Annotated in this window: 12 protein-coding genes; 8 read left to right on the forward strand and 4 right to left on the reverse strand. The window is 39.7% G+C overall.

Translation table 11 applies throughout. The annotated features are described in order from the left end of the window. Positions 1–5 precede the first annotated feature (5 nt). Positions 6–341 carry a YdbL family protein gene (locus FHG08_RS07460; RefSeq protein WP_008115577.1) on the forward strand — a complete coding sequence of 112 codons (336 nt, stop codon included), beginning with the start codon at positions 6–8 and terminating at the stop codon, positions 339–341. A 32-nt stretch (positions 342–373) separates the two neighbouring features. On the opposite strand, the gene FHG08_RS07465 is transcribed toward FHG08_RS07460, so the two are convergent. After that, positions 374–922 carry a DUF1415 domain-containing protein gene (locus FHG08_RS07465; RefSeq protein ID WP_178955271.1) on the reverse strand — a complete coding sequence of 183 codons (549 nt, stop codon included), beginning with the start codon at positions 920–922 and terminating at the stop codon, positions 374–376. Next, a complete protein-coding gene (gene waaA, locus FHG08_RS07470) occupies positions 919–2,199 on the reverse strand; it encodes a lipid IV(A) 3-deoxy-D-manno-octulosonic acid transferase (RefSeq protein ID WP_178955273.1) in 1,281 nt (426 codons plus the stop codon). The genes FHG08_RS07465 and waaA overlap by 4 nt, the downstream gene beginning before the upstream one ends. 235 nt (positions 2,200–2,434) lie before the next feature. Between waaA and FHG08_RS07475 the strand changes: the two genes are divergently transcribed. Next, positions 2,435–3,025: an SIS domain-containing protein gene (locus tag FHG08_RS07475; protein WP_008115583.1), complete on the forward strand. Its 591-nt coding sequence runs from the start codon at positions 2,435–2,437 to the stop codon at positions 3,023–3,025. Then, entirely contained in the window at positions 3,025–4,464 is a 1,440-nt protein-coding gene (hldE, locus tag FHG08_RS07480; protein WP_138594062.1) for a bifunctional D-glycero-beta-D-manno-heptose-7-phosphate kinase/D-glycero-beta-D-manno-heptose 1-phosphate adenylyltransferase HldE, read from the forward strand. The genes FHG08_RS07475 and hldE overlap by 1 nt, the downstream gene beginning before the upstream one ends. Positions 4,465–4,527: 63 nt before the next feature. Here the strand turns inward: hldE and FHG08_RS07485 are convergent, their stop codons facing one another. Beyond that, on the reverse strand, positions 4,528–6,075 hold the full coding sequence (locus FHG08_RS07485; protein WP_178955275.1) for a capsule assembly Wzi family protein: 1,548 nt from the start codon (positions 6,073–6,075) through the stop codon (positions 4,528–4,530). 190 nt (positions 6,076–6,265) lie between these two features. Between FHG08_RS07485 and FHG08_RS07490 the strand changes: the two genes are divergently transcribed. Together FHG08_RS07490 and FHG08_RS07495 are read left to right on the forward strand one after the other, a co-directional pair. Then, positions 6,266–7,339, forward strand: coding sequence for a glycosyltransferase family 1 protein (locus tag FHG08_RS07490; RefSeq protein WP_178955277.1), 1,074 nt, complete (start codon positions 6,266–6,268; stop codon positions 7,337–7,339). Next, positions 7,336–8,421: a glycosyltransferase gene (locus FHG08_RS07495; protein WP_178955279.1), complete on the forward strand. Its 1,086-nt coding sequence runs from the start codon at positions 7,336–7,338 to the stop codon at positions 8,419–8,421. Before FHG08_RS07490 ends, FHG08_RS07495 begins: the two co-directional genes overlap by 4 nt. Here the strand turns inward: FHG08_RS07495 and FHG08_RS07500 are convergent. Then, complete coding sequence (locus FHG08_RS07500; protein WP_178955281.1) at positions 8,418–9,146, reverse strand: 3-deoxy-D-manno-octulosonic acid kinase; 729 nt, start codon at positions 9,144–9,146, stop codon at positions 8,418–8,420. The two genes, FHG08_RS07495 and FHG08_RS07500, sit on opposite strands and share 4 nt — an antisense overlap. A gap of 123 nt (positions 9,147–9,269) precedes the next feature. Here FHG08_RS07500 and FHG08_RS07505 point away from each other — a divergent pair, with 123 nt between their 5' ends. From FHG08_RS07505 to FHG08_RS07515, 3 genes are all read left to right on the forward strand, one after another. Further along, a complete protein-coding gene (locus tag FHG08_RS07505; protein ID WP_178955283.1) occupies positions 9,270–10,331 on the forward strand; it encodes a glycosyltransferase family 9 protein in 1,062 nt (353 codons plus the stop codon). Then, positions 10,328–10,897 carry a D-glycero-beta-D-manno-heptose 1,7-bisphosphate 7-phosphatase gene (gmhB, locus tag FHG08_RS07510; RefSeq protein ID WP_178955285.1) on the forward strand — a complete coding sequence of 190 codons (570 nt, stop codon included), beginning with the start codon at positions 10,328–10,330 and terminating at the stop codon, positions 10,895–10,897. The genes FHG08_RS07505 and gmhB overlap by 4 nt, the downstream gene beginning before the upstream one ends. A 163-nt stretch (positions 10,898–11,060) precedes the next feature. Continuing rightward, positions 11,061–12,257 (forward strand): glycine C-acetyltransferase, encoded by a 1,197-nt coding sequence (locus FHG08_RS07515; protein WP_178955287.1) that lies wholly within the window; start codon positions 11,061–11,063, stop codon positions 12,255–12,257. Positions 12,258–12,291: the final 34 nt, after the last annotated feature.

Genomic DNA, 12,291 nt, shown 5'->3' on the forward strand with positions numbered 1-12,291 from the left:
CAATTATGAGTTTATTAAAAAATAAAAAGTTAAACGTGATCACACTTTTAAGTGCCGCTTTATTGTCATTTTCTGCTTGGGCAATCAGTTTAGATGATGCTAAAAACCAAGGGCTTGTGGGTGAAGATAGCTCAGGTTATTTAGGTTTGGTTGTACAAAATGCAGAGGCTAAAGCGGTTGTTGATGAAATTAACGCAAAGCGCAAAGCACAATATTTAAAACTTGCGAAAAAGAACAACTTGTCACTTGCTCAAGTAGAAGCACTAGCGGCGGCAAAAACCATTGAAAAAACCCAAGCAGGGCATTTCGTTGAAGTTAATGGTGAGTGGGTTAAAAAATAACTCTGCGCATTATTAAAAACCAAAAACCGAGCTTATGCGCTCGGTTTTTTGCAATTTTCAAGTAGCTGCTGCCAAAAGTGAACTCCTTTACGGCGAGCTAAGTTGATATTGTGTTCAGGAATTGACTCCGGCTCGTTGTATTCATCTAGTGCCGCGCTCATACTTGCCTCACGTATTAAGTGTAAAGTAGGAAAAGGCGAGCGATTAGTATAATTTGCAGCGTCATCTTCATCACTATCAGCAAAAACATAGTCAGGATGAAAGTTTGCAATTTGGTACTTCCCCTCAAAACCTTGTGCAACTAATAGCGCATTGGCTAAGTCAACAAGGTCTAAAAAATCTTCAAAATCAGTAAAGCCATTATCAAATATTAACAAAGTTGTTTCACGCTGAGGATCACGGTCAAGCTGGGTACATTGTTCAAGCATATCCATAACAGCATCATCAATTTTTGAGGTGTTACTAATGGTGTAGTGAATGCAGTTATTTTCAACTTCTTTACGGGCAAATGGACAAAAATTGTATTTTACAATCACAGCGCTTACCCATTCACGGGTTTGAGATATAGCTAAGTTGGTCACGATTTTGGCTCTAAATAAGGAGTTATAATGGCAAGCGTTTTGGCAATAGCGCCTTGGTTTTTAGCAACACACTGAGCTGCTTTACTGCCAAGAATATCACACGCTTTGGTGTTTTTAATTAAGCGAAGCAATGCAAGCGCCAGTTCGTCAGTATTTTCAACCACATGGGCGCCTTTGAGTTTAATCAGTTCAGGGTAAACATGGTCAAAGTTGTAGGTATGAGGGCCGGTAAGTATACCCACTGAAAAAGCTGCCGACTCTAATGGGTTATGGCCACCACGACGAATTAAGCTGCCACCGATAAAGCTAATATTAGCGGCACCATATAGATATTGTAATTCACCTAATGTGTCGGCTAACACAACTTGTTCATTGTTATAATTTTTTTGACTGCGACGACTAAAGCTAAGATTAGAGTGAGTCAGTAGCTCTGCAACTTTATCAAACTGTTCGGGATGACGTGGCGCAATGATCAGCAAAGCGTCAGGGTGTGCTTCTAGTAGTTGTTGGTGGGCTACTAAAATAAACTCATGCTCTATAGGGTGTGTAGAACCTGCGACCCATATAAAGCGTTCTGCTTTTTTATAATATTGCTTTAAAGAGGCTACTTTATCGAGTTGTGCAGTGGTTGGGGTAATATCAAATTTTATTGATCCCGTTACATGGCTTTTTTCAGCAGGTAGCCCTAATTCAATAAAGCGATTTGCATCGGTTTTGTCGTGACTTGCAAGTGCGGTAATTGATTGCATGATACTGCGAGTTAGCTGGGCCACTTTTTCGTAGCCTTGCTGAGACTTTTCAGATAGTCGTGCATTAACTACCAATACAGGTATATTTTGTTTGTGCGCATTAGCCATTAAGTTCGGCCATAGTTCAGTTTCTAAAATACAGAGTAATTGCGGTTTTACTCGTTTTAAAAAGCGAGTGGTGGCCATTGGAAAATCAATGGGTAAATAACTAACAGCAACGCTGTTTTTAAATTGTGCGCTAACTTGCTCTCGTCCTGTTGGAGTATTGCAGGTAATTAAAATATTTAACTGCGGTTGTTCATGTTGTAGGGCTTTAATTAAAGGGGTTGCAGCTAACACCTCGCCCACAGAAGCACAATGAAATACAGCTGGTTTGTTGTTTGAAAATAAAGCGCGGCTTATGAAGCCAAAACGTTCCTTAAAGTGAGCGCGATATCCTGCGTTTTTTTTACCTCTTAGTACATATAAGTAAAATACAATCAGTGGGCTAATAATAATTAATGCGAGTGAATAAAAAATGCGTGCCATACTGTTGCTTTGTATAAATGAAAGTGGCGCTAGTTTAGCGTGAAATCGTTTTTATCTAAATACACAAATATAAAATAGCAACTTGAAAAAGGTAACAACGATAAAAACCTTCTTTATCTGAATAATAACTTTCTACCCGTACTTTAATTTAGTTATATAGAGGTGATTTGGCTATAAAATTATGGAATAATGAAATTAATTTTTCCTGCCATTTCAGTTCCAAGAGGAATATCTCATGTCAATTATAGATTCAGTGGCAACTAGCTACCTAGAAAGTTTAAATCGTCACCAAGTATTGTTCGAAACCATGGAGGCGTATCATCAAGAGGTAATGCAGTTGTTAGAAGCATGTCATAGTGCTTTACAGGCTGGTGGTAAGGTTGTTTGGTTTGGTAATGGCGGCAGTGCGGCTGATGCTCAGCATTTGGCTGCAGAGTTTGTGGTACGTTATAAGTTAGAGCGAGGACCGTTAGCGTCTATTGCTCTAACCACAGACACCTCTATTTTAACAGCGCATAGTAATGACTATCATTTTGACACAGTATTTGAACGCCAAGTACAGGCGCTATGTAAACCTGAAGATATTGTAATTGGCTTAACCACATCGGGCACCAGTAATAATATTAATTTAGCGTTAGAAGCCGCTAATAAAATAGGAGCATTCACTGTTGCATTTACAGGTCGCGATGGGGGGAAAGTAAAAGACATCGCCAAGTTACCTATTATTATTAAAAATGATGAAACAGCCCGTATCCAAGAGGCGCATATGTTTATCGGCCATTGGTTGTGTGAAGCCATGGATATGGTTGTTGCGGAGCAGCAGTAATGGATTTATCGCTATTAAAAAACTTATCAGCAGCGCGTATTTTAGTGGTTGGTGACGTTATGCTAGACCGCTACTGGTATGGTGATTCTGGCCGTATTTCGCCGGAGGCACCAGTACCCGTTGTAAAAGTCAGTAAATTTGAAGACAAAGCCGGTGGTGCCGCCAATGTGGCTAAAAATATAGCCCGACTAGATGGCAAAGTGGGTTTACTTGGCCTAATTGGCGAGGATGAAAGCGGACAAATTTTAGAAAACATTCTAGAGGGTGAAAAAATAAATTCACAGCTTGTGAGTGTATGCGATTTGCCGACTATTTCTAAAATGCGGGTGATCAGTCGTCATCAACAAGTTGTGCGTTTAGATTTAGAAGAGGCTTTTAATGAGTCTCATAGCCAGTTGTTATTAAATCGATTAGAGCTGGTGCTGAGTGATTACGACTTTATTGTATTTTCTGATTACAACAAGGGCTCACTCGCGCTAATCCAAAAAATGATTTCGGTTGCTAAAGATGCAGGTAAAACCGTGCTTGTTGACCCTAAATCATCTGATTTAGAGTTGTACCGTGGAGCTGATTACATAACCCCTAATTTAAATGAGTTTAAATTAGCGGGTGGTCAGGTTGGTTCAGAAGAGTTGCTTGCTAGCAGCGCGCGTACCCTGATTAGTGATGCGGGTATTAACGCCATGCTACTAACACGCTCAGAACAAGGTATGTCGCTAATTGATGCAACGCAAAAGCATGACTTTGCAGCGCAACAACTCGAAGTAAGTGATGTAACCGGTGCGGGCGATACTGTTATTGCTACATTAGCTGTAATGCTAGGTGCGGGTATGACCGCCAAAGATGCAGTCGAAATTGCAAACTTAGCAGCCGGTATTGCAGTAAGTAAATTGGGAGCGGCTACCGTTTCTCCTGAAGAGTTGAGCCGCAAGTTAGGCCAATACTTACAAGCCACTGGCGAGCATTATCAAACCCCATTTGATGATGTATTACAGCATATTGAATTTGCAAAGCAAAATGGTGAAACCATTGTATTTACTAATGGTTGTTTTGATATTTTGCATGCAGGCCATGTGCGCTATTTAGCACAAGCTAAAGCGCGAGGTGATAGATTAGTGGTTGGTTTAAATAACGATGAATCCATTGCCCGTTTAAAAGGTCCTGAGCGCCCAATTAACCCATTAGACGAGCGTGCTATGGTGCTAAGTGCGCTTGCCTCTGTTGATTGGGTTATTCCGTTTGGCAGTGAGGATGAAAATGACACACCGGCAAAGTTAATTGAACAAATTAGCCCAGATATTCTTGTTAAAGGTGGTGATTACACCGTTGAGCAAATTGCTGGTGCCGAGCATGTGTTGCGTCATGGCGGAAAAGTAGAAGTGCTTGAGTTTTTAGATGGTTGCTCTACATCAAAAGTGATTAGCAAAATTAAAAGCTAGCTAGTTAGTGAAATAAAAAAGGGGATAAACTTTGGTTTATCCCCTTTTTTAATGCTTGCAAAACTAAAAGTTATATTCGAACTTTGCAAATGCAGACGTATCGTTTTCTGCTCCATCGTTATTAGAGGCAAGTCCACCAAGGGTCAAGCGCCCCCCCATGGCAAGCATTCTGTAACGTACTTCAAGCTGTTTAGAGCTAAATGCTGTTTTGGTAATCGAGTTACCTAAATCAGGGTTATTTGGGTAACGGTCACGGTTGTCGCTGTTGTAGTCAATATCACGTAATTTTACTTGCCAGTCAGTTCCGCTTGAGAGTTGCCCAAGTACGGTTAACACTAGCGATTGTGAATCATTATCATAGGTAGAGCCGATAGGGCGACCATGGTAACGATACCCTGAATTATAAATACTGTGCTCATAGAAGCAGTTTTCAGTTGCTGATGTGGCAGAACACGCTACGCCGGTATCAGTGTATTCTAGGTTAAATAAAATATTCTGATTATAAATGCGAGTCGTGGTTTGTATTCCACCAAGATAGCCTCTGTCTACTGGCTTAATGCCGCCACTGGTATCTTCACCAATCGTGCTTGCATATACCGCATAAGGTTGATCAAACAAAGTGTCAGACCAACGAATATCAAAGCCCGCGAGTTGATTCCCCAAGCGAGTTATAAGCTCACCATCACAATCATTGGTACCATCAACACATTCACCTCCGCCGGTTATTAAATCAAAAAAGTCGCCTGCTGAACTGGGTTGTCCCTTGCCAGCCCATTGTGCTGACCAACTAAAGCCAATTTCTAATTGTTGAATTGGACGAAGATTTAAACGAGTACTCCATAATAATGCATCAGGTACAACTCGGGTTGATTCAAGCTTAGCCATTTGTGCTGTAAAGCTCCACTGACCAATCCAGCTAAGCCAAGGCGTTTCGAACGCGCTACTTTGTTCTCGGCTGAGGCTTATTGCGGGAAGTGGCTTTGAATTACCAGACATAATTAAGCTGTTATCAACACCTGGGCCCCAAAATTGCTCAACGGCACCTGCTCTTACAATCCAATTACCCATACGATAAGCTAAATAGCTGTCATCTAAAGAGGTATCATTACAGTCTGTTAGCACTTGCTCATTTTTGGCTATATCGTCAGTTGTTTTGCCATTGACTAAACAGTTTTTGCCATCACTGCGATGATTAAGCGCAACTTTAGCCGCAAAGTTATGTCCTAGATAAGCATAAGCTGCTGTTAATTCAGACTCTTGAGTATTTGTTGCCCCAAAGCTAGTAACGGCTAATGGATCTGAGTTGGCGGAAGCTGAAAGTTGTACACTATGAGAACCACTATTTTCTGACTTATAACGATGTTTCACACGCAATAACGCATCCTGCAGGCGAGGAGGTAATTGTTCTAACGTCGTATTATTTACATCATTAATAAAGCTTTTCCACATTAATGGATACGTTGTTACTGGCGCTAAAATAATGCCAGCATCGGCAAGCTGTTGTATATCAGCTCTAAGACCATAGTCATCAGGCTTTACCCAGGGTTCAGCATTCACGGTTGTGGTTACGGCACAAAAAAGCGAAGAAAGTATAAAAATTTTGTTTCGCAAAGCTCAGATCCTTGTGATTTATATTGCGGCTAAGTCTAGCAATCTACGCCCTTTATTGCAGTAATTAAATCAACTCATTAAACAAAGATTAGCTAAAAAATATTACTCCGGAACAGATTAAAACACTGTAGCTCTATCGTAAAAAAGATGGCGTTGATATACTCGCTGCAAAGGAAAAGCAGAGATAGTAATGAGCAACAAACGACTTTTATTTATTCCCGTGTCATCGCCAGAAGGTATTGGTGAATATATGCGCTCGTTACAGCTAGCTCAAACCTTAAAGGCTGAGTATGGCAAGCAGTTAGATATTCATTTTATTTTAAATAAACATACGGCTTATGCTAAAAACTGCCCATTCCCTACCTTATTGTTAAATCAATCGGCAACAAAAGAAAATACGCACGTATGTCAGTTTATTAAGCAATACAAACCAGATGCGGTGCTATTTGATTGTGCAGGACGCGCTGAGCAAATGAAAGCTGCAAAAAAAGTGGGTGCTAAAGTTGTTTTTATTTCACAGCATGCAAAAAAGCGAGCAAAAGGTTTAAAGCTTAATAGAGCGGGCCTTATTGATACTCATTGGGTGGTTCAGCCTGATTACTGTATCGACCCTCTTTCATGGTATGAAAAACTAAAGCTCAATATGGTGCCATTGGCATACCCTAAAAATGTAGGGCCATTTACTGTTTTTGCTTCAGAGCAACAAAAAAGTGATGTACTGACACGTTATAACTTACAAGAAAAAGAATTTTTTATTGTTAACGCGGGCTCTGGTGGGCATACAGTTAATGGCGTGAATTGCGCAGATTTATATTTTCAAGCAGGGCTTATTATTGCTAAGCAAACAGGCTTGAAAGGTGTTGTGGTATTTGGTCCTAATTACACTAAGTCGTTACCTAAAAGCGATGAGTTAATTTGTTTGCCAAGCCAAGAGGGGAGTGAATTTTTAGCCTTACTAAGTCAGGCTAAGGTGGCATTATTAAGCGCGGGCGATACTTTACTTCAAGCCATTGCTTTACAAACTCCAACGATAGCATGTGCTATTTCAAAAGATCAAAATGAGCGAGTTGTTCGTTGTGCGAGTACCGGTGTTGTTAAAGAGGCTAAGCTTGATATTTTAAATATTACCCAAAAAATAAAAGAGCTACTTTTTGAGCCAAATTATAATAATACAGTTAGCCAATACGAGTCGCTAGAAAATGTGCATAGCTTTGATGTTATAACCAAAGGAGTACAAGCGTTGTTAACAGGAAGTAAGCTATGAATATTGTTATTGTAATTGACTCCCTCGTTGGTGGTGGCGCTGAAAAAGTAATGCTTACTTTGGCGCAGGAAATGGTATCAAAAGCCCACAATGTGACTATTTTGTCATTGGCGCAAAATATTGAATATGACATTCCAAACACCTTATCTGTTGAAAGTTTATTTTCAGGTCGAGCAACAAAAGTTGATCGATTTTGGCAGATAAAAAAGAATGTTAAAGTATTAGAGACATGGTTTGAGCAAAAGTTACTTCAACTTGGTTCTATTGATTTAGTACTTTCTAATTTAGATCGTAGTAATAACTTATTAGCAAAAAGTAAAATAGAAAATATCCATTTTGTTGTTCATAACTCAGTTAATGCAGAGCTCTCTAGACAAAAAAAACTAGGTCCACTTTCATATATATATCTTAAAAAAAGCAAACAAAATTTAAATGGGAAGTCTTTGATCTGTGTTTCCAAAGGAGTTGAAGAAGAAATAAAGCAAGGCAACTTAATTAGTCCAAGTGCTATAACGACTATTTATAACCCATTCAACTTTAAAGAAATTTATGAGCAAGCTAATGAATCAAATATTAATATACCAGATACACCTTACTTGATTCATGTGGGGCGTTTAGCTAAACAAAAACGCCATGATATTTTATTTTCTGCATTTGCCAAATTAGATAAAAAATATAAATTGGTATTGTTATGTAACAAAAAAGAAAAGGCATTAAAGTTGGCTAAAGAATATGGTATCGAAAGTCGGCTTATTGTTCCGGGGTTTGTACAAAACCCATACAACTGGATAAATCAGGCGAAAGCTTTATTGTTAAGCTCAGACTTTGAAGGCTTTGGTAATGTGTTAGTCGAGGCTTTGGCTGTAGGAACACCAGTTGTCAGTACTGAGTGTCCTCATGGTCCAAGTGAAATACTTACAGGTGAGTTAAGCAAATATTTAGTACCAATAGGTCAAAGCGAAGAGCTTGCACTGGCAGTTAAGCAAGTGCTCGCAGATAACCCAAATGTAGGCAAAGCAGCTATTTTAGAAAAAGTGTGTGCCGATAGGGTAACAGAGCAATACTTAGCATTAGCAAACTAGTTTTTATTAGTTAACCCGTCACGATAGTGTTTATCTAAACGCTGCCAATCGTTTTGCTGCCAATGAAAGTTGCTATTGCGGCTTTGCTCTTTTAAAAAGGAGCGCTGTAAGCGAGACATGTTGCTTTGTTGCCATTTTTTATGGGGCACTTTTATTTCGCCACGGTCAAAGTCGATAATGTAAACATCACCAGAGTCATCAAATAAAATATTATTAATATTTAAATCAGCGTGATACACCCCTTTACTATGAAATTGGGCAATAGTTTGCGCTATTTTTTTTACCTCAGCTTCACTCAATGTGCGTTCAATTAGTATATCTAATATACTTTTAGCGTCGCTTACCGCTTCAGTAATAATATCACCTCGGTAAATAAAGCCATGTCGGCTCACTTTAGCTGCAATAGGCTTTGGTACATTTAAGCCTAACTCTATTAATCGAGTCATTAAGCTAAATTCTTGATAAACACGGGTATGCTCAAGTCCGAAGTATAAATATTGATCGCTGAGTAGTTTTCCTATTAGGCCGCCACGCCAATAATGGCGCAATACAGCTGTTAAATCTGCGTGTTTAAAAAACCAAGCAGTTGCACGCCCCTTTTTAGCGCCGACAATTTTTTGCTGTTGTTGCCAGAAATTGGGCTCAAACCAATCTAACTCTATTTCGGTGCTATATTGAGGATGGCTTAAAATGACATGGTTATTTTTGACGTGTTGATTAAACATAGCTCATAGGATTCGCTTAAATATGTGCACATATTAACGTGTTTTCAGGCTAAGGATAAGTACTTGCAATGACGCGATTATAATTTAAGATCGGGTTTTATTATTTTACCTCCAAGGAAACGTGTGACTTCAGCGCCTACTTACACATCTATTTGTATTTTACGTCTTTCTGCCATTGGTGATGTATGCCATGCAGTGAGTGCAGTACAAGCAATTCAAAAAGCGCATCCAAATGCTAAAATTACATGGGTGATAGGGAAGGTCGAGGCGATGCTGTTAGCAGATTTGCCTGGCGTTGAGCTTGTTGTATTTGATAAAAAACAAGGAAAAACGGCACTGAAACAGTTAAAGCAAACCTTCAAAGGGCAGTGTTTTGACGTACTACTTAATATGCAAGTGGCTTTAAGAGCTGGTTTTGTCGCTCGCTGTATTCCTGCCAAAGTTAAAATTGGTTTTGACTGGGCTCGTTCAAAAGAGCTGCATAGTTTATTTATTAATAAACGCATTAAAGCCCAATCTCAGGCGCATGTTTTAGAGGGATTTAAAGGCTTTGCTCAAACAATTGGTGTTGATGATTATGTCCCTGTTTGGAATATGCCCTATACCGACAAAGATCAAGCTAAAGCTGATGAGCTGTTAGGTGACGACTATTTATCAAATAAGTTATTTGTTATTTCGCCAGCGGCAAGTAAAGCACAGCGTAACTGGTTAGCCGAACGCTATGCCGTGCTTGCTGATTATGCCAATGCGCAAGGTTTTAAAGTAGTGCTAACCGGTGGGCCTACTGAACTTGAAATTAATTTAGCAAATAGCATCATTAAATACAGTGATTCACCCATTCTGAACTTGGTGGGTAAAACAAAACTCAAAGAATTATTGTGCGTACTTAAGCGTGCGGGTTTAGTACTTGCGCCCGATACAGGCCCAGCCCATATGGCGGTTACTGTTGGCACGCCTGTTATTGGTCTATATGCGCATTCAAACCCAGCGCGAACGGGGCCTTATTTATACCAAGATTACGTGGTTGAGGTTTATCACCAAAACTTATTAAAGCAAACAGGTAAAACCGCCGAGCAATTGCCTTGGGGTACTCGGGTTAAAGGCGATGATTTAATGAGTCAAATAACCACGGATACAGTAAAAGAAATGTTTGACCATGTTGTTAATAAAGAGTCGTTATTATGAATGATAAACACATAAATAAGGCGCTTTTTTTAGACCGTGATGGTGTAGTAAATGTTGATCATGGCTATGTATTTAAAAGCGAAGAGTTTGAATTTATAGATGGTGTGTTTTCAACGTGTAAAGCATTTTATGACGCGGGCTACAAAATAATTGTTGTAACGAACCAATCAGGGATTGGTCGAGGTTATTACTCAGAAGCCGATTTTTTTGCCCTTAACATATGGATGAAAGCGCAGTTTAGTCATCATCAAATTGAAATTACTGATGTTTATTTTTGTCCTCATCATCCTGAAAATGCATTACCAGCGTATTTAACAGATTGCGATTGCAGAAAGCCAGCGCCTGGTATGTTACTTCAAGGAATGAAAGATCATCATATCGACCCTGCACTGAGTGTGATGGTGGGGGACAAACGAGGTGATATGCAAGCTGCTATAAGCGCCAATATACGCACTAAAGTATTGGTACGTTCGGGGCAAACAGTTGATGAGCAAGCCGTAAAGTCTGCTGACTATGTTTGTGACTCAATCAAGGAACTTCCTGTTTTGCTTGCTGATCTCATTTAATATATATCTCATGCCTGTAAACTGGCAGCTTTTCCTGCCAATTAGCTAATTTGCGACGAATGACAAACAGTGCAATTTGGTGCTTAAACTTTTACAATACCCGCATTATAAATAGCAGCAACGCGTCTGCTGTTTAACCCGTTCAACCAAATGGAGATCACAGATGAGAGCATCTGCTTTTTTTAGCCAATTACAACAGCAAATCGAAGACGTTAAAGCTGAAGGTTTGTACAAAAATGAACGTGTTATCACTTCACAGCAGCAAGCTCAAATTGAAGTGGCATCAGGTGATAAAGTTATTAATTTTTGTGCTAACAACTACTTAGGTTTAGCTAACAGCCCAGAGCTAATTGCAGCTGCACAAAAAGGTTTAGATGACCATGGTTTCGGTGTGGCATCTGTGCGTTTCATTTGTGGCACACAAGATATTCATAAGACGCTTGAGAAAAAAATCAGTCAATTTTTAGAGACTGAGGACACCATTTTGTATTCATCATGTTTTGATGCGAATACAGGCTTGTTTGAAACTATTTTAGGTGCAGACGATGCGATTATTTCTGATTCATTAAACCATGCTTCTATTATTGATGGTGTTCGTTTATGTAAAGCAAAGCGTTTCCGTTATGCAAATAACGATATGGCAGATTTAGAAAAGCAATTAATTGCAGCCGATGAAGCCGGTGCTAAAACTAAACTAATTGCTACTGATGGCGTGTTCTCAATGGATGGCGTTATTTGTAATTTAGAAGCAGTGTGTGATTTAGCCGACAAATACGACGCACTCGTTATGGTTGATGACTCACATGCCGTTGGTTTTGTTGGCGAAAACGGTAAAGGTACACCTGAGTACTGTAATGTACTCGACCGTGTCGATATTATTACTGGCACCTTAGGTAAAGCGCTTGGTGGAGCTTCTGGTGGTTATACCTCAGGTAAAAAAGAAATTGTTGAGTGGCTTCGTCAGCGTTCTCGTCCTTACTTATTCTCAAATTCATTAGCGCCTTCAATTGTAACAGCGTCAATCAAAGTACTAGAAATGCTTGAAAATGGCGGTGAGCTTCGCGCTAAGCTATGGTCAAACGCTAAATACTTCCGCGAGCAAATGGAAACGGCAGGTTTTACCTGTGCAGGTAAAGATCATGCGATTATTCCAGTGATGCTAGGAGATGCCAAAGTAGCGTCACTTATGGCTGATAAGCTTTTGGCCGAAGGGATTTATGTAACTGGGTTCTCATTCCCTGTTGTACCAAAAGGTCAGGCGCGTATTCGTACCCAAATTTCTGCAGCGCACAGCAAGGAACAGCTTGATACAGCCATTGCAGCATTTACCCGTATTGGTAAAGAGATTGGTGTTATTTAATTTTCTTGTTAAATCGCGGTTATAGTCGCGATTT

Origin of the sequence: Pseudoalteromonas sp. Scap03, assembly GCF_013393115.1 — a bacterium.
Classification (GTDB): domain Bacteria; phylum Pseudomonadota; class Gammaproteobacteria; order Enterobacterales; family Alteromonadaceae; genus Pseudoalteromonas.